The 25437-nt window shown below is 62.0% G+C and carries 17 protein-coding genes, 1 pseudogene and 1 other annotated feature; of the genes and pseudogenes, 8 read left to right on the top strand and 10 right to left on the bottom strand.

The window, feature by feature from the left end; genetic code table 11:
• Positions 1-2: 2 nt before the first annotated feature.
• Entirely contained in the window at positions 3-1511 is a 1509-nt protein-coding gene (gene amaB / locus R2N03_RS11920; protein ID WP_428984400.1) for an L-piperidine-6-carboxylate dehydrogenase, read from the bottom strand.
• Positions 1512-1624: 113 nt separating this feature from the next.
• On the opposite strand from amaB, the gene R2N03_RS11915 reads away from it, so the two are divergent.
• The 5 genes from R2N03_RS11915 to R2N03_RS11895 are packed head-to-tail and all read left to right on the top strand — an operon-like array spanning position 1625 to position 7211.
• On the top strand, positions 1625-2359 hold the full coding sequence (locus R2N03_RS11915; protein WP_316657830.1) for a TetR/AcrR family transcriptional regulator: 735 nt from the start codon (positions 1625-1627) through the stop codon (positions 2357-2359).
• A gap of 44 nt (positions 2360-2403) precedes the next feature.
• Entirely contained in the window at positions 2404-3366 is a 963-nt protein-coding gene (locus R2N03_RS11910) for an HlyD family secretion protein (protein WP_428984399.1), read from the top strand.
• On the top strand, positions 3363-4319 hold the full coding sequence (locus tag R2N03_RS11905) for an ABC transporter ATP-binding protein (RefSeq protein ID WP_316657829.1): 957 nt from the start codon (positions 3363-3365) through the stop codon (positions 4317-4319). Before R2N03_RS11910 ends, R2N03_RS11905 begins: the two co-directional genes overlap by 4 nt.
• The gene (locus R2N03_RS11900) at positions 4316-5464 is read left to right on the top strand and encodes an ABC transporter permease (protein ID WP_316657828.1); all 1149 of its coding nucleotides are present in this window, start codon (positions 4316-4318) and stop codon (positions 5462-5464) included. Before R2N03_RS11905 ends, R2N03_RS11900 begins: the two co-directional genes overlap by 4 nt.
• Positions 5465-5471: 7 nt before the next feature.
• Positions 5472-7211: an efflux transporter outer membrane subunit gene (locus R2N03_RS11895; RefSeq protein WP_316657827.1), complete on the top strand. Its 1740-nt coding sequence runs from the start codon at positions 5472-5474 to the stop codon at positions 7209-7211.
• A gap of 282 nt (positions 7212-7493) precedes the next feature.
• Here R2N03_RS11895 and panE read toward each other — a convergent pair whose 3' ends face one another.
• Positions 7494-8447: a 2-dehydropantoate 2-reductase gene (gene panE / locus R2N03_RS11890; RefSeq protein WP_316657826.1), complete on the bottom strand. Its 954-nt coding sequence runs from the start codon at positions 8445-8447 to the stop codon at positions 7494-7496.
• A gap of 186 nt (positions 8448-8633) precedes the next feature.
• On the opposite strand from panE, the gene ttcA reads away from it, so the two are divergent.
• From ttcA to glmS, 3 genes are all read left to right on the top strand, one after another.
• Positions 8634-9581 (top strand): tRNA 2-thiocytidine(32) synthetase TtcA, encoded by a 948-nt coding sequence (ttcA, locus tag R2N03_RS11885; RefSeq protein WP_316657825.1) that lies wholly within the window; start codon positions 8634-8636, stop codon positions 9579-9581.
• A 332-nt stretch (positions 9582-9913) separates the two neighbouring features.
• Entirely contained in the window at positions 9914-11281 is a 1368-nt protein-coding gene (gene glmU / locus R2N03_RS11880) for a bifunctional UDP-N-acetylglucosamine diphosphorylase/glucosamine-1-phosphate N-acetyltransferase GlmU (protein ID WP_316657824.1), read from the top strand.
• Positions 11282-11393: 112 nt separating this feature from the next.
• Positions 11394-13232 carry a glutamine--fructose-6-phosphate transaminase (isomerizing) gene (gene glmS, locus R2N03_RS11875; protein WP_316657823.1) on the top strand — a complete coding sequence of 613 codons (1839 nt, stop codon included), beginning with the start codon at positions 11394-11396 and terminating at the stop codon, positions 13230-13232.
• Between the two features lie 253 nt (positions 13233-13485).
• Here glmS and R2N03_RS11870 read toward each other — a convergent pair whose 3' ends face one another.
• The 8 genes and pseudogenes from R2N03_RS11870 to R2N03_RS11835 all read right to left on the bottom strand — a co-directional run bounded on the left by R2N03_RS11870 (position 13486) and on the right by R2N03_RS11835 (position 25401).
• Positions 13486-13980, bottom strand: coding sequence for a Mov34/MPN/PAD-1 family protein (locus R2N03_RS11870; RefSeq protein WP_316657822.1), 495 nt, complete (start codon positions 13978-13980; stop codon positions 13486-13488).
• 785 nt (positions 13981-14765) lie between these two features.
• On the bottom strand, positions 14766-14969 hold the full coding sequence (locus R2N03_RS11865; protein ID WP_012430550.1) for a FitA-like ribbon-helix-helix domain-containing protein: 204 nt from the start codon (positions 14967-14969) through the stop codon (positions 14766-14768).
• A gap of 1857 nt (positions 14970-16826) precedes the next feature.
• Positions 16827-18332, bottom strand: a complete 1506-nt coding sequence (locus tag R2N03_RS11860) for a DUF2971 domain-containing protein (RefSeq protein ID WP_316657821.1) — start codon at positions 18330-18332, stop codon at positions 16827-16829.
• 398 nt (positions 18333-18730) lie between these two features.
• Positions 18731-19654: a cation diffusion facilitator family transporter gene (locus R2N03_RS11855; protein WP_316657819.1), complete on the bottom strand. Its 924-nt coding sequence runs from the start codon at positions 19652-19654 to the stop codon at positions 18731-18733.
• Positions 19655-19971: 317 nt separating this feature from the next.
• Positions 19972-21615 carry an NRAMP family divalent metal transporter gene (locus tag R2N03_RS11850; RefSeq protein ID WP_316657818.1) on the bottom strand — a complete coding sequence of 548 codons (1644 nt, stop codon included), beginning with the start codon at positions 21613-21615 and terminating at the stop codon, positions 19972-19974.
• A 37-nt stretch (positions 21616-21652) separates the two neighbouring features.
• Positions 21653-21859, bottom strand: coding sequence for a hypothetical protein (locus tag R2N03_RS11845; protein ID WP_316657817.1), 207 nt, complete (start codon positions 21857-21859; stop codon positions 21653-21655).
• Positions 21860-22085: 226 nt separating this feature from the next.
• Complete coding sequence (locus R2N03_RS11840; protein WP_316657816.1) at positions 22086-23528, bottom strand: carbohydrate porin; 1443 nt, start codon at positions 23526-23528, stop codon at positions 22086-22088.
• Positions 23529-24169: 641 nt separating this feature from the next.
• Positions 24170-25401, bottom strand: a pseudogene (locus R2N03_RS11835) (IS3 family transposase).
• Positions 25007-25123 (bottom strand) — a sequence feature (AL1L pseudoknot). (Overlaps the previous pseudogene by 117 nt.)
• Positions 25402-25437: the final 36 nt, after the last annotated feature.

Below are 25437 nucleotides of genomic sequence, written 5' to 3'. Positions count from 1 at the left end.
GCTTATTCCACGTCAAAGCGGATGCCCTGCGCGAGCGGCAATGCGCTACCGTAGTTGAGCGTATTCGTCGCCCGCCGCATATAGCCTTTCCACGCATCGGACCCCGCCTCCCGGCCACCACCGGTGTCCTTCTCGCCGCCGAACGCTCCGCCAATCTCGGCGCCGCTGGGGCCGATGTTGACGTTGGCGATGCCGCAATCGCTGCCAGTGGCCGACACAAATCGCTCGGCCTCGCGCATGTCGAGCGTGAAGAGGCTCGACGACAGCCCGTGCGGCACTGCGTTGTTCAGGGCGATGGCCTCGTCCAGCGAATCGACCGGCATGACGTAGAGGATGGGTGCGAACGTCTCTTCGCAGACCACGCCGTGCTGCGCGGGCATCTCCACGAGCGCGGGGCGCACGTAATAGGCGTTCTCGCCGAATGCCCGGGCGGTGCGTGCGCCGCCGTGGACAGTGCCCCCTTCGGCGCGCGCACGCGCCAGTGCGGATTGCATGCGTTCGTAGGCCACTGCGTCGATCAGCGGACCGACCAGCGTGTCGGCCTCGCGCGGGTCGCCTACGCGCACCCGTTCGTACAGCCTCACCAGACGCGGAACCAGGGCCTCGTACACCGCGCGATGGACAAATAGCCGGCGCAGCGAGGTACAGCGCTGCCCGGCCGTGCCCATCGCGGCAAAGGCGATGGCGCGTTCCGCCAGCGGAAGATCGGCGCTGGGGCACACGATGGCCGCATTGTTGCCGCCAAGTTCAAGGATCGTGCGCGCAAAGCGCGGGGCTGCGGCTTGCGCCACGGCGCGCCCCATCCCCGTGCTGCCGGTGGCGGAAATGAGCGGGATGCCGCGGTGGTGGGCGAGGGCTTCACCCAGGCCGCGCTCGCCGATGGCGACCTGTGCAAGGTGGGGTGGCGCGGCGCCAAAACGCTGGCATGCGCGAAGGAACAGGCGCTCGACCGCCAGCGCCGTAAGGGGCGTCTTCTCCGACGGCTTCCAGATGACCGGGTCGCCGCAAACCAGTGCCAGGGCGGCGTTCCAGGCCCACACCGCCACCGGGAAGTTGAATGCGGTGATGATCAGGCATGGCCCCAGCGGGTGCCATGTTTCCATCATGCGATGCGCGGGCCGCTCGCTGGCGATCGTCAGCCCGTAAAGCTGCCGCGACAGCCCGACGGCAAAGTCGCAGATGTCGATCATCTCCTGCACTTCGCCCAAGCCCTCCTGCGTGATCTTGCCGGCCTCCAGCGTGACAAGGGCGCCGAGGTCTTCCTTGTGCGCGCGCAGTTCTTCACCCAGCAGGCGCACGAGTTCGCCGCGACGCGGGGCCGGCACGGTGCGCCAGGCCGAGAACGCCGTGTGCGCTTGCATGACGATGCGGTCTGCGTCGTCGGCAGTCTCGACCGGCAGGCGTGCCAGCACGGCGCCGTCGATGGGGGAACGCGCGACCAGCGGGCCGGTGCCGCCCATGAGCGTGTCGAGGTGCAGGCGTTGCATCAGCGTTTCAGCGGGGGTCGGCATGACGGTTGGGGCGTGGGCTTTGCGTCATCTTCAGCATGCGCCGGGGGCAGTCGATGTGCAAGGCCGATGCCGCCGCCTTGAATTTAATTAATCCGGAAATTAATATTGGCGGCATGTCACCCAAAACAACTTCTCCACGTCGCCCCGGCCGCCCGCGTCGACCACAGGGTGCGGCGCAGGACGACCTGCGAGAGCGTCTGCTCGACATCGCCGTGACGCGGTTCGCCAGCGACGGGGTAGAGCCGACCACGCTGGCTGCCATTGCGCGCGAGGCCGGCGTGACGCCGCCCATGGTGCATTACCACTTCAAGACGCGCGACCAGTTGCTCGATGCGGTGGTCGATGCGCGTTTGCGGCCCCTGATCGACCAGGTGATGGGGCCAGCGCTGCTGGCGATCGCGGACGACGGCGACGTGGTTGACCTGGCGCATGCCGTGGCAGGCGTGGCGCAGCGCATGGTGGCGATGGCCTGTGCAACACCGTGGTTTGCGCCGCTGTGGATTCGGGAGATCGCCAGTGAGGGCGGCCAGTTGCGTGAACGCGTGTTCGCACGCATTGCGCTGGAGCGCGCAACCGTCCTGGTCGGGCGCATCGGTCGAGCGCAAGCAGCCGGCGCGGTGAACGCCGGCCTGCAACCGCCGCTGGTGATGGTGTCCGTGATTGGTCTGGCGATGTTGCCGCTGGCGACGCGCGGGCTGTGGGAGCGGCTCCCGGGGGCAGCCGAAGTGACCGACGACGCCATTGGCCAGCACGTGGCGGCGTTGCTGCTGCACGGCATCGGCCCGGTGGCGGCGCCTGACAGCCAGGCTGATCGCGGTCGCCCGCCCAGACGCAAGGGGCGCGGGTAGGCAAGGCAGTTCAATCGCTTCAAACGACTCCGGTGGAGGGCGGCATGAGTGCAGCGAAGTGGGCAGGTGTAGCGGGGTGTGCGGCGGCGGGCGTCATGCTGGTCGGCTGTGCGAAGCAGGAACCCAACACCTACCAAGGCTACGTGGAAGGCGAGTTTGTGTACGTCGCCTCACCGGTGGGCGGGCGACTGGAACAGTTGAGCGTGCAGCGCGGCCAGACGGTCAGCGCTGGTGCGCCGTTGTTCGCGCTGGAATCCGTCGACGAAACCGCTGCGCGGCAGCAGGCCGTCGCACAACTTCAGGCGGCCGAAGCGCAATTGGCGGACCTGCACCTCGGCAAGCGCGTGCCCGAGGTCGATGCGGTCCGTGCGCAACTGGCGCAGGCAGTGGCGGCAGACAAGCTGTCGAGCCTCCAGCTGACGCGTGACGAGGCGCAGTTCCACGCGGGCGGTATTCCCCAGGCGCAGCTCGATTCCAGTCGGGCGAGCGCGCAGACCAACGCGCAACGCGTGCGCGAGTTGACCAACCAATTGCGCATCGCCCAATTGCCCGCGCGCGGGGATCAGATTCGCGCGCAATCTGCGCAGGTCCAGGCGGCCCGCGCTGCCGTCGCGCAGGCGCAATGGCGGCTTGACCAGAAGGTGCAGCAGGCCACGCAGGGCGGGCTGGTGTTCGACACCCTGTATCGCGAAGGCGAGTGGGTGGGTGCCGGAAGCCCGGTGGTGCGCATGCTGCCGCCGGCCAACGTGAAAGTGCGGTTCTTCGTGCCGCAAGGTGTGGTGGGCGCTCTCAAGCCTGGCCAGGCGGCACGCATCCACTGCGACGGCTGTGCGGCCGATGTCACCGCCACGGTCACCTACGTTGCCAACGAGGCTGAATACACCCCGCCCGTGATCTATAGCAACACCACGCGCGACAAGCTGGTCTTCATGGTCGAGGCCCGGCCTGCCGCCGCCGATGGCCCCAGGCTGCGGCCCGGCCAGCCCGTCGAGGTGACGCTGCAATGAGCGCCGCCAACCGCAACGGGCCCGGCGAATACGCCATCGACGTGCGCGGCCTGAACAAGCACTTCGGCGACAAGCACGTCGTCAAGGATCTCTCCATGCAGGTGGCGCGGGGCGAGATCTTCGGCTTCCTGGGCCCGAACGGCAGCGGCAAGACCACGTCGATCCGCATGATGTGCGGGCTTCTCACACCGGATAGCGGCAGCGGCACCTGCCTGGGTTACGACATCCTGAGGCAGTCGGCGCTGATCAAACGCCGCGTCGGGTATATGACGCAGCGCTTTTCGTATTGGGACGATCTTTCCATTCGCGAGAACCTCGACTTTGTCGCGCGTCTGTACGAGATGCCCAACCGGCGTGAGGCGGTCGACCAGGCGCTGGAGAACCTCGGGCTGGCCTCGCGCGCCAAGCAGCTCGCGGGGTCGTTGTCGGGTGGCTGGAAACAGCGGCTGGCGCTGGCCGCCTGCATGCTGCACAAGCCTGACCTGCTCCTGCTTGACGAGCCGACCGCGGGCGTGGATCCCAAAGCGCGCCGCGACTTCTGGGAAGAGCTGCACCGGCTGGCCGCGCAGGGGATTTCCGTGCTCGTCAGCACGCACTACATGGACGAGGCCGAGCGCTGCCACAAGCTCGCCTACATCGCCTACGGTGAACTGCTCGCGCAAGGCACGGCCGATGACGTGATTGCCAGCCAGCACCTTGCCACCTGGGCCGTGACGGGCGGCAACCTCGTGGACCTGGGTCGCAAGCTCGAAGGCCAACCGGGCGTGGACCAGACGGTTGCCTTCGGCTCGGTGCTGCATGTGGCCGGCGCCGACGCCCGCGCGCTGGAAGCCACGCTAGGTCGCCTCGCAGCCGAAGAGGGCGTTCGCGCCGAACCCATCAGCACGGGCCTGGAAGACGTCTTCATCCACCTCATGCGCGGCTCGTCCGACAACTACGGAGATGCGCCATGAGCATCACCGGGGATCGCTTTTCCCTTCACCGCTGGTGGAGCGTGGTGCTCAAGGAGTTTCTCCAACTGCGGCGGGATCGCATCACCTTCGCCATGATGATCGGCATCCCGATCATGCAACTGTTCCTGTTCGGCTTTGCCATCAACACCGATCCGAAACACCTGCTGACCGGGGTGATCGCCGCCGATCAGAGCGAATTCACGCGCAGCTTCCTGGCGGCCATGCGCAATTCCGAGTATTTCGATGTGACGACGACGTTGGCGGATGAAACCGCCGCACGCGAGGCGCTGGCGAAGGGGCAACTGCAGTTTGTCGTCTCGATTCCGCCGGACTTCACGCGCAAGCTGGTGCGCGGCGAGAAACCCTCGTTGCTGGTGGAAGCGGATGCCACCGACCCGGCCGCCACGGGGCTGGCGCTGGCGTCGGTCTCGCAGCTGGTGCAGGGCGTGGTCAGCAAGGATATGAAAGGCGTGTTGTCGCCGTTCGCGGGCGGCGGCGCACCGCCGTTCGACGTGCGTCTGCACAAGCTCTACAACCCGGAAGGCATCACGCAGTACAACATCATCCCCGGCCTGATGGGCACCATCCTCACGATGACCATGGTGATGATGACGGGCCTGGCCATGACGCGCGAGCGCGAGCGCGGCACGATGGAAAACCTGCTCGCCACCCCGGTGCATCCGCTGGAGGTGATGACGGGCAAGATCGTCCCATACATCTTCATTGGGCTGGTGCAGGTGACCATCATCCTGCTGATGGCGGTCTTCGTTTTCCACGTGCCGTTTGTCGGCAGCGTGTGGATGGTCTACGTGTCGGCGCTGCTGTTTATCGTGGCGAGCCTGACGGTGGGGATCACGCTGTCGTCGCTCGCGCAGAACCAGCTGCAGGCGACGCAGCTGACGTTCTTCTACTTCCTGCCGAACATCCTGCTCTCGGGCTTCATGTTTCCGTTCGTGGGCATGCCGAAGTGGGCGCAAGTGATCGGCAACCTGCTGCCCATGACGTACTTCAACCGGCTCACGCGCGGCATCCTGCTCAAGGGCAACGGCTGGTTCGAGCTGTGGCCGAGCATTTGGCCGTTGATGGTGTTTACGGTGGTGGTGTTGGGGGTGGCGTTGCGGTTTTATCGCAAGACGTTGGATTGAGGTGGCTATGTGGACGCTGTGGATTCGACGTGCTGACGCTGGTGGTGCATTCCTTGTTTCGTCCCCTGCCGGGGCCGACTTACTTTCTTTGTCTTGCCAAAGAAAGGTAAGCAAAGAAAGGCGCGCCCGAGATGGCGACTTCCCCTTGGATTTATGTCGCAGAGAGGGGAAGGGAAAAACTCGCTGCGCTCAGACAGTTTCCCTTCCTTTTTCCTCTCTGCAACAGAAATTCAAGGCGCCATCTAGGGCAGGGTACGGCCAAACCGTCTGGCAGCGTTTGCTGGCGTTAGGGCAAGCGCTGGTGGGTGGCGAGCGGTTGCTTAGTGTTGTGATTGTTGCCGCGCTGGGTGTGGGAGGCTGTGCCGTCGGACCTGACTTCAAGACGCCGGGCGGTCCTGCGGCCGCGGCCTATTCCGCACAGCCAGTGTCGCGGGAAACCGCATCCGCGCCCGTAGTTGGCGGCGAAGCGCAGCATCTTGTCGATGCCAACGTGCCGGCCGATTGGTGGCACCTGTTCCGATCGCCGGCGCTGGATGCGTTGGTGGACGAGGCGTTGCGGGCGAGCCCGTCCGTGGCCCAGGCGCAGGCGCGCTTGCGTCAGGCGCAGGCCGAAGCGCAGGCGCAGTTCGGCTATGCGCTGCCGTCGGTGGATGGCACCGTGTCGGCGGTGCGTCAGCAGATCAACCCGGAGGCGTTCGGATTCAACACGCCCAAGCCGGGGCCGTTCACGTTGTATTCGGCGTCGCTGTCGGTGTCGTATGCGCTGGATATTTTCGGCGGCGTGCGCCGGGCGCTGGAGGCATCGCAAGCCCAGGTCGATACGCAGCGTTATGAACTGGAAGCGGCGCGGCTGTCTCTGGCAGGCAATGTGGTGACGACGACGGTGCGGATTGCCGCGCTGGAGGCGCAGATCGCCACCACGCAGCGATTGGCCGCCGAGCAGCGCAAGCAGTTGGAGATCACGGAGCGCCGCCTCAGCCTTGGCGGCGTCGCGCAGGTCGATGCGTTCTCGCAGCGCACGCTCGTCGCGCAAACCGACGCCACGTTGCCGCCCCTCGTGCAACAGGCTGCGCAGCAGCGGCATCGTCTATCGGTGTTGCTGGGCCGCGAACCTGGCGCCGGGTTGCCGGAGTTGCCGTCGCTCGACGCGCTGTATCTGCCGGACCCGCTGCCGGTGTCGCTGCCGTCCACACTCGCGCAGCGCCGCCCCGACATCCGCGCTGCTGAGGCAATGTGGCACGAAGCCAGCGCCAATGTGGGTGTCGCCACGGCCAACCTGTTCCCGCGCATCACTTTGTCCGCAGGGCTAGGTTCGGAAACCACCAGCTTCCGCAACCTTCTCGGCGCCGGATCGAGCATCTGGAACCTCGGCGCAGGACTCACGCAGCCAATCTTCCACGGCGGTACCCTGCGCGCCAAAAAGCGCGAAGCCGAAGCCGCCTACGACGCGGCCGGCGCCGCCTACAAGCAAGCCGTATTGCAAGGTCTGCAAGAAGTGGCCGACGCCCTGCACGCCGTGCACAACGACGCCCAAACGCTGCAGGCCAGAGCGCTGGCAACCGACCAGGCGCAACAGACCCTGCGCGCCGCCCAAGCCCGCCACGCCGCCGGCGGCATCAGCACGCTAACGTTGCTGGACGCTCAGCGTCAGGTCGACCAGGCCACGCTGCAACAGGTGCAGAGCCAAGCCGACAGGCTGCTCGACTCCGCCGCGCTCATGCAGGCGTTGGGTGGCGGTTGGCAATAGGCAAATGACAAGCAGCGATCCAGAGTGGCGCCGCTGGCAGTAGACGGTTTGCTTTTCCTTGCCCTAGATGGCGCCTTGGATTTTTGTCGCGGGGAGGATCAAGGAAGGAGCCTTGTCTGAGCGCAGCGAGTTTGGCTCCTTCCCCTCCCCGCGACAAAAATTCAAGGAGGGGGTCGCCATCTCGGGCGCGCCTTTCTTTGCTTACTTTCTTTGGCAAGACAAAGAAAGTGAGTCAGCCCCGGCAGGGGATGAAACCGGGGATGAACCCCAAACACAAAACAATCAAACGGCAGCCCGCAACAACCGCTGCTGATAAGCCTGCAAATGCGCAAACGCCACCCGCAGCAGCGACACATCCACGCCCAACGCCCGCCCACGGCGCAGCATGTCCCCCACGATGTGATCCGCCTCCACCCGCGCACCACTCTCCAGATCTCGCAGCATCGATGCCGTCAGCGGCGACCCAGCCTGCGTCAGCACATTCAACCCACGCTCGCGCGCAGCCTGCCGATTCGGATAGCCCGACGCTGCTGCGACACGCTCGCACGCGGTGAACATCGCCTCGTTCAGCGCAGCGCCCTCATCCGTGGCGACAATCTCGCCCACCGTCGCCCGCATCAGGCATGTCATCGCCGCCAGCGAAGTGAGGAAGGTGAATTTCTCCCACATGTCCTGCATGACGTTCTCGGCCAGCACGGAATCAAAGTTGGCCGTGGCAAATACATCGCGAATCGCCTCGGTGCGCTCGCGCGGCGCGTGCAGCGTGCGCTCGCCAAAGGTGATGGAGTGCACGGCGGGCCCTTGGCCGTTGCTCAGGTGCAGCACCGCACCATCGGGCGCGCTCGTCGCGCTGATATGGCACAGCCCACCCAGCACGCGCGATTCACCAAAGGCGGCATCGAGCCGTTCCAGATGCGCGAGCCCGTTGAGCACCGGCAGCACGACCGTGCGTTCACCCACCGCGGGGCGGATGGCCGTGATGGCGTCTTCCAGGTCGTAGGCCTTGCAGCTCAGCAGCACCAGGTCGGCACGGCCCCAAGCCGCGGCCTGGTCTGCGGTGATGGTCTGCACGGGCAATTGCGCATCGCCATGCGGGCTGCGGATCACGAGACCGTGTTCGCGCAACCGCGCCGCACGCGCGGGGCGCACCAGGAAGGTCACGTCCGCGCCCGCCTGGGCGAGCCGCCCGCCGAAATAACCGCCGGTGCCACCGGCGCCAAGCACCAGAATCCGCATTGCTGTCTCCAGAGGGCTGTATCGATTGGCAGAAGATTGGCAACCGATTCTAGGCCTGTTCTTCCAACGCTGCAGACCACGCACCAGATGTGGGCCGGCGGTGCGGATGGCGCGCTAAAATGCTGATTTTCCTCACGATTTGACGCCCGTCCGGCCATTATTCAGCGCTGGCGGGGTCGATATGCCATGACGTTTTCCAATAATTTCCACCGCCTCGAAACCCGTCTGCAGTCGCAGGTCGGCCGTGCCATCGGCGACTTCAAGATGATCGAAGACGGCGACACCATCCTCGTGTGCCTGTCCGGCGGCAAGGATTCGTACACGATGCTGTCGGTGCTGATGGCGCTGCAGAAGCGCGCGCCGGTCGACTTCAAGCTGATCGCCATGAACCTCGACCAGAAGCAGCCCGGCTTTCCGGAAGAGGTGCTGCCCAACTACCTGAAGAAGCTGGGCGTGGAATATGTGATCGTCGAGGCGGACACGTATTCGATCGTCAAGGAGAAGGTGCCCGAGGGCAAGACGACGTGCTCGCTGTGCTCGCGCCTGCGCCGCGGCGTGATCTACCGCACGGCCAAGGAGCTGGGCGCCAACAAGATCGCGCTGGGCCACCACCGCGACGATATCGTCAACACGTTCTTCCTGAACATGTTCTTTGGCGGCAAGATGAAGTCGATGCCCCCCAAGCTGGCCACCGACAACGGCGATCACATCGTCATCCGGCCGCTCGCCTATTGCGCGGAAAAGGACATCGCCTCGTACGCCCGTGCGATGGAATTTCCGATCATTCCGTGCAATCTCTGCGGCTCGCAGGAAAACCTGCAGCGCAAGAAGGTCAAGGAGATGCTGCTGGAGTGGGAGCGCCAGACGCCGGGCCGCATCGACAACATCTTCGCATCGCTGCAGAACGTCGTGCCGTCGCACCTGGCCGATACCGACCTGTTCGACTTCAACGGCCTGACCACGGGCCTGGCGAAGATCGGTGAAGACGCGCTGTTCGGCCAGACCGCCTACGACCAGGCGCCGCTGGTGTTTGCCGGCTCGCACGATGACCGCATCGAGTTTGTCCGCTTCGAGCGCAAGCCCGGGGGCGCGGGGGGCGACGCAACGGCGTTGGGCGAGGCCGCTGCCAGTTGAGCCGCTCGCTTCCCGCCGGGCGGCGGGAGCGGCGTCAGGTTCTCGCCGCATGTGGCCAAAGCGTCCTCCATCCGTCTGACCCGCCGGCGGTCTAACCGGCCCGGCAATGGCGCAATTGCAACAATTCGACCGTTTGGCCGGTTCAGGCGGAGGGTGGGCCCCATGCTAGAATTTTCACCTGTGTCTTATACGCCGCAAATGCGCCCCGCAGAAGGGTTTGCAGGCGGTCCGGCCATCTGAGGGGAGGTGGCGGGCGGTGGTGAAGGGCGGCCGTTCATGTGCCCGGACATCCACGGCAGGCTATCGCTTCGGGTCACTCTAGGAACCTCCTTGTGAATATCGCCATCCTTGCCGCGGGCATGGGCAAACGCATGCGTTCTGCCTTGCCGAAAGTGTTGCACCCCCTGGCCGGCAAACCGCTGCTGGCGCACGTCATTGAAACGGCGCGCTCCATGTCGCCGAAGCGCCTGGTGGTCGTGGTCGGTCACGGTGGCGAGCGCGTCCGGGAAATGGTGGGAGCGCCGGACATCACCTTCGCCACGCAGGACAAACAGCTCGGCACCGGCCACGCCGTCATGCAGGCGCTGGATCAGCTCGATGAGAGCGTGCCCACGCTGGTGCTCTACGGCGATGTACCGCTGACCCGCGCCGACACGCTGGGGGCGCTGGTTGGCGCTGCCGGTACCGACCACCTGGGTGTGCTGACCGTGCATCTGGGCGACCCGACCGGCTATGGTCGCATCGTGCGCGACGCCGCCGGCCGCATCACGCGCATCGTCGAGCAGAAGGACGCCAACGAGACGCAGCTGGCCATTCACGAAGTGAACACCGGCATCCTCGTGTGCCCGACGGCCAAGCTCAAGAGCTGGCTCGCCACGCTCTCCAACGACAACGCGCAGGGCGAGTACTACCTGACCGATGTCATCGAGCGCGCCGCCAGCGAAGGCGTGCCCATCACCTCCGCGCATCCGCTGGCCGAGTGGGAAACGCTGGGCGTGAACAGCAAGGTGCAGCTGGCGGAGCTGGAGCGCATTCACCAGCGCAACCTCGCGCAGCAACTGCTGGAAGACGGCGTGACGCTGATCGACCCGGCGCGCATCGACGTGCGCGGCAAGCTCACCTGCGGCCGCGACGTGGTGATCGACGTCAACTGCATCTTCGAGGGCGATGTCACGCTGGCAGACGGCGTGCGCATCGGCGCCAATGCGGTGATCCGCGATGCCGCCATCGAGGCCGGTGCCGAGATCCTGCCGTTCTGCCACATCGAGAGCGCCAAGGTTGGCGCCGACTCGCGCATCGGCCCGTACGCGCGCCTGCGCCCCGGCACCGAGCTGGCCGAAGACGTGCACATCGGCAACTTTGTCGAGGTCAAGAACAGCCAGATCGCGGCGCATAGCAAGGCTAACCATCTCGCCTACGTGGGCGACGCCACGGTGGGCTCGCGCGTGAACATCGGCGCCGGCACCATCACGTGCAACTACGACGGCGCGAACAAGTTCCGCACCATCATCGAGGACGACGCCTTCATTGGCTCGGACACGCAACTGGTGGCGCCCGTGCGGGTGGGCAAGGGCGCCACGCTCGGGGCCGGCACCACCCTGACCAAGGATGCCCCGGCGGGCAAGCTGACGGTGTCTCGTGCGCGCCAGACCACGATTGACAGCTGGCAGCGGCCGGTCAAGCAGAAGAAGGAAGCCTGAGCAGCACATGCCTGCGCCGAATAGCGGATGCCGCTGCGGCACATGAGCGTCGATACTGAATGAATACCGAGCGCGGCGGCCAAGCTGCCGCGCCTCAACCGGAGAAATCAACATGTGCGGTATCGTTGGCGCGGTTTCCTCGCGCAATATCGTTCCCGTCCTGATCGAAGGTCTGCGCCGCCTCGAATATCGCGGCTATGACTCGTGCGGCGTGGCCGTGCAGCGCGACGGCCAGCTCGAGCGCGCCCGCACGGTTTCGCGCGTGGCCGATCTCGATGCCCAGGCACAGACCAGCCACCTCGACGGCGCCATCGGCATTGCCCACACGCGCTGGGCCACACACGGCCGTCCCGACACGGTCAACGCGCATCCGCATTTCTCGGGTGACACCATCGCTCTGGTGCACAACGGCATCATCGAAAACTACGAATCGCTGCGCGAAGAACTCAAGGCCGTCGGCTACGGCTTTGAATCGCAGACGGATACCGAAGTCGTCGCCCACCTGATCCACCAGGCCTACACCTACCCGAGCAGCGCCACGCGCGGCGACCTGTTCGCCTCGGTGCGCGCGACGGTCAAGCGTCTGCATGGCGCGTATGCGATTGCCGTATTTGCCCGCGACAACTCGGATGTGGTGGTGGGCGCCCGCGCCGGTTCGCCGCTGGTGGTGGCGCTGGGCGACAATGAATCGTTCCTCGCGTCCGATGCGCTGGCCGTGGCAGGTACCGCCAGCCGCATGGCCTACCTGGAAGAAGGCGACGTGGTTGAAATCACGCGTGAGGGCTTTACCGTGGCCGATGCGCATGACCGCATCGTCGAGCGCGAGGTCAAGGAAGTCGGCGGCTATGCTGCTGCCGTCGAGCTTGGCCCGTTCCGCCACTTCATGCAGAAGGAAATCTTCGAGCAGCCGCGCGCCCTTGGCGACACGCTGGAAGGCGTGCAGGGCTTCGCGCCCGACCTGTTCGGCCCGCGCGCAGCCGAAGTCCTGCCCAAGATCGACAGCGTACTGATCCTGGCGTGCGGCACGAGTTATTACTCGGGGTGTACCGCCAAGTACTGGCTGGAGTCGATCGCCAAGATTCCGACGCAGGTGGAAGTGGCCAGCGAGTACCGCTACCGCGAGACCGTGCCCAACCCGAACGCGCTGGTGGTGGTGATCTCGCAATCGGGCGAGACCGCTGACACGCTGGCCGCACTGCGTCATGCGCGTGAACTGGGCCACACGCACACGCTGGCCATCTGCAACGTGGCGACCAGCGCCATGGTGCGCGAGACCCAGCTCAAGTTCCTGACGCGCGCGGGCACCGAGATCGGTGTGGCGTCCACCAAGGCCTTCACGACGCAGCTCGCCGCGCTCTACATGCTGGCGATGACGTTTGCCAAGCTGCGAGGACATCTCACCGCCGAGCAGGAAGAGGATGCACTGCGCCATCTGCGCCACCTGCCTTCGGCACTGAACGCCGTGCTGGCGCTTGAGCCGCAGATCATCGCGTGGTCGGAAGAATTTGCCCGCCGCGAGAACGCCTTGTTCCTGGGTCGCGGGCTGCATTACCCTATCGCGCTGGAAGGGGCGCTCAAGCTCAAGGAAATTTCGTACATCCACGCCGAGGCCTATCCGGCGGGCGAACTCAAGCACGGCCCGCTCGCGCTCGTCACCGAGCAGATGCCGGTGGTAACGGTTGCACCGAACGACGCGCTGCTCGAAAAGCTCAAGTCCAACATCCAGGAGGTGCGCGCGCGCGGCGGCAAGCTGTATGTGTTCGCCGATGCCGATACGCATATCCAGTCGAGCGACGGCATCCAGGTCATCCGCATGCCCGAGCACTACGGACAGCTTTCGCCGATCCTGCACGTGGTGCCGCTGCAACTGCTGGCGTATCACACCGCCTTGGCGCGTGGAACGGACGTGGACAAGCCACGCAATTTGGCGAAGTCCGTGACTGTTGAGTAAGGCGCTCCGCTGGTAAGCGGATCTGCCACTATTCAATAGTTCCGTATACGGAGCCCTAGAAGTTCCGTATACGAGATGACCTCTTACCCTATGGAGGCTTGCTCCATAAGCCGTACACGGAACTAGCTGGAAACCACATGCTGGCCAGAAATATCCGGAGACAGTTTTCAATTGCGCGCAAACTTGGGCGTACCCACTACGAGCACTCTCTGCCCCTAAGCGACGGGGCCGATAGCGCCATGCACCGTGTGAGTTAATCCTCCCCGATTTTGACGTTCACTTTGGTAACCCAACCATACAGGGCATTACCTCGACCAACTCCGGCCCAAACCATGTTGCGAGTGCCGGCAATCAGAAACACCATTGGTTCGCTTTTTGTGTGGTAAATATTTTGCCACTCGCGCGTGTCAATTGACGACGGCGTGGGCTCTGTTTCCGGATGCGTATGCCACTCACCGATGTAGTCCATCGTTTTGTGTTCCGCCTCCCAACGCTCAAGGGCAATCTTCTGGTGCCGGTGTGCCTGTCGTTGAAAGCTATAGCGATGTTGAGTATCGCCAGGTTGAGGAGTCGTCATCGTCGAAACATGAAGATGTGCGCCTCGTCGATATCCCAACAGGATGCCTCCCGACTCGGGTGTTGCCGCGCTTGTTTGTCGATAGCGCATTAGCGTCACCAAGACAGAAGGCTCAATAAGAACCCGAGCCTCCTCGTTGAATGGGTGTCCGAGAATCAGGCAGTCCGGCATGCGGGGCATCCATCCGTCGGTGCGATATCTTGGTTCTTAACCCGTAACGCATTCGCTGTTTCGAGGTACCGCGTACGGAATCTCGGGCTGACGTCGCCCCTCAGCCAGTCGCCAACCATATCGGCAGCAAGGGCGGCTGCAGACATCGGCGCTGAGACCGCATATGGTGTGAATGAGCTGCATCCCCGGAATTGAGTTCGAGGCGGGTTCGGCAGAACCGGAAACCGATCTTGACGATAGTTGGGACCAATTCCGTGACGCAGACACTGAAAGCATCCATACTTCGAAGAGTCCGACCAGAGCGCTTGTACGACTTCACCGTTGCCCTTTACCCAAACGTATGCGACGCGACTGTGGCATATGACCTATCGACGTGCCGGCGTAGTGTTGGCCTTGGACGTTCGGTTGCTCGTTGTTCATCTTCGTTCTCCCGTGACCAGTGCATGTGGTCTGTTGATGGAGAAAGTTTGGTCGATCTACCGATTGGATACCGTTTTAATTTGTAAGGGTCTGTAGGGCTCTATTCCACTTCCAAATCAATGGGTTGAGCACCTTCGGTGCAAGGCGTGGAAACCTGACGATGTTACAAATGGTGGGGAGGCTCGCGGTTTGCGTCCGCGCTGCGCACAAAAGACGGATCGCCGCTGGTTTCCCGGGAAGCCCAAAGGCCTGAGGGACGGGCCGTATTTGGCCGGTAGCGGACGGCTGGGGCGCCAGCCAAATGCTTGCGACCCAGACCCGACGTCCAGTTCGCCGCGCTGCTCGCCACGAAGCGGTCGTCCACGTCAGGACCGGGCAAAGTCAGAATCTTCCCCGGCGTTCGGCATGCTCATTAGCACTTCCGCAAAGCACTTGCGCTTTGTTCCGCCAAGCGCCTTGGCCAAAATCTCACGATGCTCTGCCTCAGGGCTACGCCCGTGCGCGGCTGCGCGTTCACGTAGGCGCTGTACAAGACAGTCATCGACGTTGCGAACCAAAAGGTCTGCCATTGGGACACCTCGCATAACTAAGAGTGACGACAGCCAGTCGTGCGGTAGCTTCATCATGTAGCTGTGGCCGCGACGTTGCCCCGCATCAACGCGTGGGGCTCTTGCGTCCATGAGCTCGCTTCAGTCTGCGGAGCTCATCGCGCAGTCTTTTCTTGAACTCCCGCCCAAGTGCAGTCGATGGTATCGACAGAACAGTGACAACTGTCTTTCGATTCAGGTCATGCAGCCGCCTTGTCAGGCTTTTCTTAATTGCGGCAACAACTAATTGCTCCAAGTCCATGGCCGCTAAGTTGAACCAGTAAGTAAGGACGGCATTGGTGAAATCACGACACGCGATAATCCTTGCTGGATAGTCGATTTCGACATTCGCTGTGCCCACATAACAGCTTCGTTGATCGTACAAGGCGGGCGCGGGAGCTCGTAACGGCGCTCGAACCATTCCATCAGTTGATAGCCAAGCCGCCGATCACGGTGCGAACACTGAATGCTGTCGAAGGCCCTCGTCAGCGCCGCTTTACTTGGGATGCAAGATCTTAAAGCCTGATTCTTCGGTGCTGCCGCCTGTTGCAGGTAGCGGAATCCGGCTTCAACGGCCGCTGCAACCCGCGTTGCTTCAGAGACACCGGCTAACTTCGCGTCTCGTAGCGCCCTTGCGGCGATTGCGTGCCCCGGGTTGGATAGATGGCGCATAGCAGATACTCGTTAATTGGAAGTGAGCGGGTCAGCCTTTGTTCGAGTCCGGGCTACAAGAACGTTGCCGAACAGATGCGATCCGTTTCACCTTCGTGCAGCTGGAGGATAGGGGCCCGCGTCTTATCATGCCGTCATCGAAGTGACGTCGGTGACCTAGCTAGCTTTCCGCCCTTCTGGTTGGAGGCAGGGGACTGGCAGCTACACTGGGGGTCATTTACACAGTTGAGATGACTAGTTCGACATCTGCTCTAACTAACATCACCGAGTGGGTCGTATTCATCGCTCACATCCTTGGCCCACGGGACGGCGTTGTAGAGACTCCATAGAAGCCAAACATATTGGCCATCGTCGTCGTACCCGGCCTTACCGGATAGCACGTATCTCCGACCACTCGTACTAACACCGGTGCGCGTATTGAAGTCAAAAGAGACGATTGCAGAGCTGACGCGTCCGCGACCACTCTCAATGCAGTGGCCAGCGAAGTGTCGCTCACCTAGCTCCGTCTGAAATACTCTCCACCGTACGAGCGTCGCGCGCGGCTGCAAACTCACAGGCGTAGCAGACCAGAATGACATGATGAGCCTCACTGTAAAAGCGTCTGCGGAACTGCTGTTTCATACTTCGACAAGGACTCGAACCCCGGTTTGTTCGCAGCACGCGCCAACGGACTAACCAAACCTCGCACACCGGCGTGGCGGGCAGGGAGACTGATCTGCCATAACAACGTCGGTACAGGCAAGTGCCGCCCCAGCTAGTACGCTCGCGTCGCTGAGAACCAGGAATGCGGGCACAAAGCTCCTGCCCTACACTCGTCAGCGGGCGTGCAGGCTTAGTCAGTCCAAGCTCAGGCAGCGACGAGTCGGGAGCTCAACGGCCTGTCAGGCATGTTGCAAGCAAGGAGAGGAAATTTGTTGCCAAGATGTAGTTCTGCTTATGGCGGCAACAGTTTGGGCACCGGGGGTACGCGTGTCTACAGTCTAGAACGCCTACCGAGAGATGCAAGGTCGCGCGGCGATATCCGGTAGGCCTGCACAGTGGATTCTTTACTGAACTACCCTCACCAGGTCAGTACATTTCCTCAATTCGTTAGCGAAGACCGTGCCGCGCACAGAACATCGAAAAAGCCAACCAACACCCCGTACCCCGGCAGGCGGGACCACGACCTCACACAAACTTGACCAAATCGAGGCGACTGATTTCGAGCGCCTTCTTCACAGTGCAGTAGCGTGCGATGTGGAACTCGAAGGCTGCCTTCTGAGTGGAAGTCAGGCTTGCGTCCAGCGCTTCCATGATTTGTAATTGCAGATCCACAGGGGTACGCATACCAAATATGATGCCCTTCAGATGCTTCTCTTTGTAATGCATCAACTTGTCCGAGTCTGAGTTCCGGCCAGAGAACCACGCACTCTTGACGACGCGGTACTCGTGCTCGCGCTCCCATTCTGGAAATTTGTGCGAAATCGTATCCGCATAGACCCTCCAGTATGAGGAGCGGTACTCGGAGGAACTGTACGTGCACGCAAGCGGGCTAACGCGTTCGTCGAGTGAAAGCCAGTGCTTGTGCAAGCTCGCCTGTGGAAGATATCCAAGGCTTTCGAACACGTTGACCTGCGGTGGGTATGGGCTGTATTGCACTCGGTGCAATGCTAGGCGCATCGACTCTTCCATATCCATCTCGAGCTGGCCCTCTCGTTCATCGAACTCAAAAATGAGGCAGACCCCTCGATGTCCTGATGCATAGTGGCCCCACATTGATTCATTGTCATTCCGCTCCGTAAAGCAAGCGATGTAATACTCGTCGTAGATCGCCTTGACACATGCGTCCAAGTACAAGGCATGGAAATTGCCGATCAGGGTGAGGAGATTTTTCTTCGCTGTCCGCTGCTCAGAGGAAGGATGTATGTGCTTATACATACCTATTAGCTGCATCTGACGACTAGCCTGCTCCGCCGCACCAGCCAAAGCACTCAGCACATGCGAGTCAGTCTGCCTCACTACCGCTTCGAAATCGGGAAGCGAAGCGGGGGATTTGTTCAATTCCAGCCCCAGCATGAAGTCGGTATGCCCGTTGCGCCGAAACGTTTCGCGAAGGAGCGTAAGGATTCGGGGATGGTACATCCCAAGAAGAAGCCGTAGCTCATCCTTTGCCAGCCGTTTCCTATCTACCAGCATAGCTAAGAGGCCACGGATTGTTCCGTCGGCATTAACAGCGTCGACAAATTCCCGGAAGAGCTGCCTTATAGGCGCATCTGGTAAATCATCTGGCGTCGCGCGTGCAAAAACGTGGTCCAGCTCGAATAGGGTGCTATCCCCTGCCATGCGAACAAAGTATGCGGCGTTCAGCATGCAAAAGCAGTAGTGCCGGATAAGATTGCCCCAGACTACGTCATCCCCCTCCCAATAGGCATCCTGCATGCCATCCATCGGGTCGTTATTTTGTTCGAGCGTTCCAAGATAGAGTTCGCGTGCTCGCAACTCGTCTGCAACGGATTTGTCAGGCAGGATTTGGGGAGGCCTGAATCGGTAAAACCGCTTTATGCTAGCTGTCATCTTTTCGTTCTTTGCTATATTGCGGGGACGACGTGCCCCTATGCCACCGATAAGACGAACTGTTGCGGGGCTGCTGGTTGGCGGAAGGCGAACCACCGCCTGCTCGAACTGGCCTGCCATAGTCAGGCGGTCTCCAACTCTACTGCAACCTGGTTGAGGATTTGCTCAGTACCTTTTGCGTCAATGCATCGACGTCTCGACGGCCTTGAAATACCTCTTCACATCACTGGCCTTCGCCGCATAGAGGCCCGGACTCTCGACGAGCCGAAAACCGACGAATGACTGCGCGGCACCGAGGCGAGCCATTCGGCAGAGAGCATTCCTCAGGTTGTTGGTTGAGTCATATCGAGTGTCGAGGGCGCTAGCTCCAGCGATCAGCGCCATCAGCGTCAACGGTGGCAACCCGCTGGTCGCTGTGTTGGGACTCTTCCGGGCTCACCCCCGTGCAACTTTGCTAGCGGCCCTCGCGCGCGTGCACCGCAAACGAAATCCTTGAGTACTGCCAACAGGTTGGCGCGCTATGGTCTTTGGTTTGATCGGACCTCTACGGGATCGACGTGGGTCATAACATTGAGCACATCACGCCTTTCCATTACGCGGCGTCTCGCTTCGAGCGCGATATCGTGGCCGACCTTCACGGTTGCGGTGCCTGCGATTTCGAGGTGGACGTCCATAAGAATCATGTCGCCCATTTTACGTGTTCGTACGTCATGGACGCCAAGCACGCCCGGCGTGCTGAGTATCACCTCCCGAAGCTCGATCGCTGTCTCTTCATCGACGGCTCTGTCCATGAGGTCGTGCAGCGCGTTCGAGCCAAACTGCCAGCCCATTCTCGTCACCATTAACCCAACAATAAGTGCCGCTACGGGGTCGAGCAGGTGGAATCCCAGCAAGTTACCGACGATACCGAGTGCGACAACTAACGAGGAAGCCGCGTCGGAACGAGCATGCCAGGCGTTCGCTATCAGCATGCTGGAGCGTACGCGCTCCGCTATGGCCAGCATGTACCGGAACAACAGTTCTTTGCTCACCAGTGCGCCAAGCGCGACCCATAAACCGATCAACTTCACATGGGATATCGATTCCGGATGCTCCAGCTTGGTCACCGAGCTCCAAAGCATTCCGATCCCGACTGCGAGCAGCAGCAAGCCCAACACGAGGGATGCTGCTGTCTCGAATCGAAGGTGCCCGTAGTGATGATCTGCGTCCGGCTCTTTCTGACTGTGGTGTCCAGCGAAGAGAACAACGAAATCCGAAACAAGGTCAGAAAGCGAGTGAATCGCATCGGCTACCAACGCTTGTGAATGGGCCAGGACGCCAGCAACTAGTTGTGCGGCTGTGAGGGCCAAGTTGACGCCCACGCTCACGAGCGTGCTGCGTTTCGCGGCGCGTTTCATGGTGGGCGTCTCGTCGCCGAGATCGGTCTCGATTGGCTGTTGCATGGTTTTGCTCGTCCGATGGTTTAGGACAGATCCTTTTGGCGGCGGGTGCCCAATTTGTGCGCGATCATAGGAGGAGAACTGGCCGTTTGGGTAATAACCGGCAGCCGCAGAAAAGAATCCGCATGAGAGGCGTTCGCATTTGCTGTCTCACAAGTCGTCACAGTTGCAACACCGGCGCAGACGATCAAGACAAGCCACCGGTGCCCAGGTGCGCTCGAAAGTATCTTCGCCATCGCACCCGTGAGGCGTGACAGTGCGGTGCTTCTGATGGGGGGCAAATTCAACTTATCGCCCCCAATACGAGTGTCGACCCGGCCTCAGCCGGTCAGAAGCCCTGCAATACGCACGAGCACCAGCCCCGCCGCCACGACAAGATAGCCGCGCAACACGAACATCCACGTATGCTTGAGGGGAGTCCACCGTGCCGGAGCGAGCTGCTCCAACGGCGGCATAGTCCATCGATTACGATCGAGCACGCTTACGCGCTGCGGATGATGTGGCCTGTGACTGCGCTGTTCGATAAGCCACAGTACCAGCGACATGACGATGGCGATGAGCGAACCACCGATCAGAATCGCACCGATCTCGATCTCGCCAATCCCCGGGAACAACACGGCGGCGGTCAGGATGACAGACAGCATCACCAGCACCGCCACGACGCCACCGGTGAAAATGTTCATGGCGCGACCGTTCGTCCATGGACCCAGCACAGCCTTGTCGTTACACAACAAGAGCAGGAACACCGTCGCACTAGGCAACAACACACCGGCCAGTGATTGCACTGCATTGGTTAGCAATCCCAGCGGCATGCCGGGCGTGAGCACCAAACCAGCTGCCAGCAGCGTCAAGCCGAAGTAGATCGCATAAAAGCCCTTCGCCTCCGTCGGCTTGCGATGCAGCGAATGCCGCACGGCAAACACATCGCCGATTGCGTAAGCCGTGGAAAGCGACACAGCGCACGCGCCGATGATGCTCGCGTCCAGCAGGGCAATCGCAAACAGCACGCCGGCCCAGCGACCCGAGTGCCTCTCCAGCCCTTGCGCGGTGCCCAGCGCATCGGTGTAGTTGCCGAACGCCGGCGTGCCATGAAATGCCTGGGCGCTGAACGCAATCATCGCCACCGCACCGGCAATGACCAGCGCGATGCCAAGCCATAGGTCGGCACGCTCGTAGCGGATGAAGCGCGCCGTAATGCGCTTGTCGATCACATAGCTCTGCTGGAAGAACAGTTGCCAAGGCGCCACAGTCGTGCCGACGATAGCGATAATCAGCAGCATTACCTCTGCCAGCGGGGCGCCTGCTGGCAACGCAGGCACGAAGAAATCGCGCGCGACCTGCCCCATGGGCGGATGCACCATCAGGAAGATTGGAATGAGCGTCAGGCTGCCTGCGACCAGTGCGAGTGCGAAGCGCTCGAACCGTCGGAAGTCGCCCGTGGAGGCAGCCAGCATGACCAGCGCTGCCGCCGCACACACGCCCCATTGGCGAGGAATGCCGAGATACTCGAGTGCCAAGCTGATACCGATGAACTCCGTGACCAGCGTCAGCGCATTGACGAGGAACAGATCAATGACGGAGAAGCTGCCCCAAAACTTGCCGAAGCGCGCGAAGATCAGCCTCGCATGGCCGACGCGAGTGACGGCGCCCAGGCGCAGCACCATTTCCTGATTCACGTACAGAACGGGAATGAGCAACAGCAGCGTCCACAGCAGAGTCGTGCCGTAGTTCTGACCAGCCTGTGTGTACGTGCCGAATGCACCGGCATCGTTGTCACCGACCATCACGATCAGGCCAGGTCCGAGAATGGCGAGCATCGTGCGCAGACGCGCCCGCCAGGTATCGCGTGCGCCGGTGTCGTGATGTGCAATGGTGCCGAGCGCGCCGCGAATATCGCCCACGTGGGCATCGTCAAGTGCGGCATGACGTGGTGGTGCGTCGATGCCCGAAGCAGTTTTGGTCATGTAGACCTCCGATTCGATTTGTGTTGGCGTTGTTGGGCTACCAGTACGTACGCGACAGCCGAATGGCGGCGCTGGCATAGTCGCGGCTCGTGAGCGGTTGAGCAGCACCCACCCCACGTGGGTTGGACTTGACCGACACAGCGTCAGCGCGCTCGGGCGTGCCAGCCCGGGCTTGCACAAATGGCGAGCTGAAAGGCAGTGCAAGCGCCGAGAAACGACGCGGAGAGATGTTGAATTTACGCATAGTTCACTCCTAGCCGTATAAGCACGACACGTGCAGGGCATACGGCAATCGCCACGACCGAGCATGGCGTATTCAAACAATCAAGGAGCGATGCGGACACCGCTGCCTTGCCTGGACGGCAAGTCAGCAGCAGGGAACAACCGTGCGGCGGACTTGCCTAGTGGGATTTAGTTGAAGCTATCGGGTAAGGTCGACTCGGACTGTCCATATGGGTCCTCCGTAAGTCTTAGAACTCAGCGTGAGCCCGGATGCCATAAAACTTGGCGGGCCCCCGATCCCGGTTGTAGCCTGGGTTCTGGATTAATTGAAAATCAGGGCTGAGAGTGATGCCCTTGACCGGTTGAAAGCTATAAAACAGTTCGAGTATGTGTTCGGGGCCATAGTTCAACGCCCCATCACCCAGGAATGCGCCACTGCCGCCCGCCGCTAGATACGCGCGGTGGTCGGGACCCAGCATGTTCAACGAGACCGCTGCCCCCAGCACGTCGTTAGGCCTCGCCCACGACGCGCCTTTGAGCAGGCCACCCAACGACACATTGCGCCCGGCTTCCGTAAAAGCATAGGTCTCCGTCTTGTCATCCGACCAGTTCAGGCGGGCGAATAGGCCCACGTTTTCGCCCACTTTCTGCTCGAACGACAGGCCCACGCCCATCTTGGCGTGCTCGCGGCGCACCAGGCTCAGGTCCGGTGCAGCATCGGTAGCTTGGCCGAGCGCGATCGCATCATCAAAACGGCCCATGCGCGCAAAATTACGCCAGCCCAGCAGGCGCACCTTGCCTTCCTGGCCGAACAGCATGTAGCTCTTTTCCAGTTCCAGCATGTCCCCGTAGTGCTCGAGAAAACGGGTGTCGAGGGACAAGCCATTGGACTCGACCGGCTGCAGGAAACGGCCCGCTCGTACGGCCCAGCCAAGTTCGCTATCGATGTATTCCAGCGCGACACCCCAGCTGTAGCCGCGCGCATCAGCGGCGTAGTCGAACGACGGATGCGTCATGAACGACCAGTTCAGGAACTGCGCGCGCGGGTCGTGGGCATATTCCACGGCATCGAATATGTCGAGCACCGGCAGGTTGCCCACGGTCAGCACCACGCGGCGCTTGTCCACCACATCGGCGAACTGGTTGAAATCGGCATCGAGCTTTTCCGTGTCACCGCCCAGGCCCCAGGTTTGGCGCAGGAATAAGCGGGCGCGATACAGCGACGGATCAGTGCCCGTGACCTTGGCCAGTTCCCCATTGGTCGGACCGCCCAGACCATGCAACTCCGAGAACGCCTTGCCCATCACGACCTCCGGGTTGAAGTGGAACTCCGCCCCCTTCCATAGGCGCATGCCCAGATCGAGCGTCGTACTGAAGGAATAACTGGTTGCGCGGTCCGCCGTCAGGCTGTTGTCGCCGCGATACGGCGAGTTGAATGCAGGCTTGGCTTGCCAGACCCAGGTGGACTGGCCATGAAAGCCGAAACGATCGCCTAACTCACCAACAGCGATAGACGGAGCATCGGCTGCCGGGGCTGGCGCATGCCCATCTTCGGCGCGAGCAGCCTGGATAGAAACAGACAATAGAGCCATCACGGCCAACGAGGCCGTACGCACAAGTGCTGCGACGCGCACTACAACCAGCAGGCGCACAGCGATCCCAGCGTATTGCAGCATCGAGAGAAACAGCATCAGACCTCCCTCGTTCGTTTCTAAGACGAACGTGGGTATGAGCCGACCACGGCCTCCCAGGAAACCACGCACGCAAGGGCGCACGCGGCCCAATGGCCGTGTCAGGAAAACGATCAAATTCAGGAAGAGACCTGCGCAGAGAACCTACGCAAGAGCCACTACCCGCCGTGCAATACGGCTAGGCAGCAGCGTGAAGGATGACCAACGCGCCTGGACTGCTTAGCCGCTCAGAGTGCGATCCAAGATCGACTAGAACAACTGTCCATGGAGATGATTCCGTGGTTATGACGGCGCGCAGGTTAGCAAGTTTTACGCTGGTCAGCAAGGCCTTCGTACGCGTATGCCACGCGCACCAATGCAAGGGCCCGCATCAAGGGATGGATGTCTCTTGGACCTCTACCTAACAAGCGTGAAATCACGGGTAGCAGGCGATTGACATGTGCTGGACAAATCCTCATCCAAGCATTGGCGACTCTACGCATCGCTACGCCAAATCGAGCAAAATCCGGGGAAGTGGCGGATGTCCTGATCCAAGCCTTCGCTACGCTAGAAGGCAAATCCTAACCTGCGAGCGCGCCCTATGAAAACATCAACTGAAAATGCACTTTGAACCGCCCCGGGCCTCGTGGAGGCTGGCTGGTTTAAGTTAATGCGGTTTCAGTGTCGGCGATTTCAAGTTGCCGATAGTAGTTTGCCTCAGCTTCGGCGGGCGGGATATATCCGAGTGGCTCCATCAGTCGATGGTGATTAAACCAGGCCACCCATTCCAGGGTTGCCAGCTCGACAGACTCCCGAGTTTTCCAGGTACGGCGATGAATCAGCTCCGTCTTGTACAGGCCGTTGATCGTTTCAGCCAGCGCGTTGTCGTAGCTGTCGCCTCGGCTGCCGACCGACGGCTCGATGCCCGCTTCAGGCAGCCGCTCGCTGTAGCGAATGCTGACGTATTGCGATCCCCTGTCGGAGTGGTGTATCAAGGTTCCATCGCCTCCTGGCCGGCGAGCGTACAGCGCCTGCTCAAGTGCATCCAGAACGAAGTCCGTGGTCATGGACGAGCTGACGCGCCAGCCGACGATGCGGCGGGCGAACACGTCCACCACGAAGGCCACGTACAGCCATCCTTGCCACGTCGACACGTACGTGAAGTCAGAGACCCACAGTTGATTCGGCCGGTCAGCCTTGAACTGCCGATTCACCCGATCCAGCGGACGCGGTGCGGCGGCATCAGGAATCGTCGTCCGGACCCGCTTGCCGCGAACTGCCCCGCGCAAGCCCAATCGTTTCATCAGCCGCTCGACCGTGCAGCGGGCGACGGCGATGCGCTCCCGATTCATCTGCTTCCAGACCTTGTCCGCGCCGTAGACCTGCATGTTGGCCTGCCAGACCCGGTTGATCTCGGGACACAGCATCTCATCGCGCTTCGCCCGTGCGCAGCGCTTGGATGGATCACGAAGCTGTGCGGCATGACGCCGATAACCCGACGGGGCAATCCGCAAGACCTTGCAGATCGGCTCGACCCCGAAGGTGTCGCGATGCTGATCGATAAAGGCCTTCAGGACTTCAAACGGCGGTCGAGCTCCGCCTGGGCGAAAAACGCGCTGGCCAGCTTCAGGATCTCGTTGGCCCGGCGCAGCTCCTTGTTCTCTCGCTCCAGCGCCTTGAGGCGTTCGCGCTCCGACGTCGTTACGCCGCCTTGCTCGCTGCTATTGACTTGCTCTCGCTTCACCCAACCCAGCAGGGTCTGGCTCGTGCAGCCGATCATCGGCGCTATCGATTCGACCGCCGCCCACGACGACGGATGCTAACTACGCTGCTCTCGTACCAGACGGACTGCGCGATCCCGGACTTCCGGGGAAAACTTGCTTGGCTTGCTCATGGCTCCATTCTCTCAAGAGTTGGAGCCTCCACTAAA

The organism is Ralstonia condita (assembly GCF_958405655.1).
Lineage (GTDB): Bacteria > Pseudomonadota > Gammaproteobacteria > Burkholderiales > Burkholderiaceae > Ralstonia > Ralstonia condita.
This window is presented reverse-complemented; position numbering and strand designations above follow the sequence as displayed.

Excerpts from the sequence above, each read along its gene's own strand:
- amaB (WP_428984400.1), bottom strand. The coding sequence starts at position 1,511 with ATGCCGACCCCCGCTGAAACGCTGATGCAACGCCTGCACCTCGACACG.
- R2N03_RS11915 (WP_316657830.1), top strand. The coding sequence starts at position 1,625 with ATGTCACCCAAAACAACTTCTCCACGTCGCCCCGGCCGCCCGCGTCGA.
- R2N03_RS11910 (WP_428984399.1), top strand. The coding sequence starts at position 2,404 with ATGAGTGCAGCGAAGTGGGCAGGTGTAGCGGGGTGTGCGGCGGCGGGC.
- R2N03_RS11905 (WP_316657829.1), top strand. The coding sequence starts at position 3,363 with ATGAGCGCCGCCAACCGCAACGGGCCCGGCGAATACGCCATCGACGTG.
- R2N03_RS11900 (WP_316657828.1), top strand. The coding sequence starts at position 4,316 with ATGAGCATCACCGGGGATCGCTTTTCCCTTCACCGCTGGTGGAGCGTG.
- R2N03_RS11895 (WP_316657827.1), top strand. The coding sequence starts at position 5,472 with ATGTGGACGCTGTGGATTCGACGTGCTGACGCTGGTGGTGCATTCCTT.
- panE (WP_316657826.1), bottom strand. The coding sequence starts at position 8,447 with ATGCGGATTCTGGTGCTTGGCGCCGGTGGCACCGGCGGTTATTTCGGC.
- ttcA (WP_316657825.1), top strand. The coding sequence starts at position 8,634 with ATGACGTTTTCCAATAATTTCCACCGCCTCGAAACCCGTCTGCAGTCG.
- glmS (WP_316657823.1), top strand. The coding sequence starts at position 11,394 with ATGTGCGGTATCGTTGGCGCGGTTTCCTCGCGCAATATCGTTCCCGTC.
- R2N03_RS11870 (WP_316657822.1), bottom strand. The coding sequence starts at position 13,980 with ATGCCGGACTGCCTGATTCTCGGACACCCATTCAACGAGGAGGCTCGG.
- R2N03_RS11865 (WP_012430550.1), bottom strand. The coding sequence starts at position 14,969 with ATGGCAGACCTTTTGGTTCGCAACGTCGATGACTGTCTTGTACAGCGC.
- R2N03_RS11860 (WP_316657821.1), bottom strand. The coding sequence starts at position 18,332 with ATGGCAGGCCAGTTCGAGCAGGCGGTGGTTCGCCTTCCGCCAACCAGC.
- R2N03_RS11855 (WP_316657819.1), bottom strand. The coding sequence starts at position 19,654 with ATGCAACAGCCAATCGAGACCGATCTCGGCGACGAGACGCCCACCATG.
- R2N03_RS11850 (WP_316657818.1), bottom strand. The coding sequence starts at position 21,615 with ATGACCAAAACTGCTTCGGGCATCGACGCACCACCACGTCATGCCGCA.
- R2N03_RS11845 (WP_316657817.1), bottom strand. The coding sequence starts at position 21,859 with ATGCGTAAATTCAACATCTCTCCGCGTCGTTTCTCGGCGCTTGCACTG.
- R2N03_RS11840 (WP_316657816.1), bottom strand. The coding sequence starts at position 23,528 with ATGCTGTTTCTCTCGATGCTGCAATACGCTGGGATCGCTGTGCGCCTG.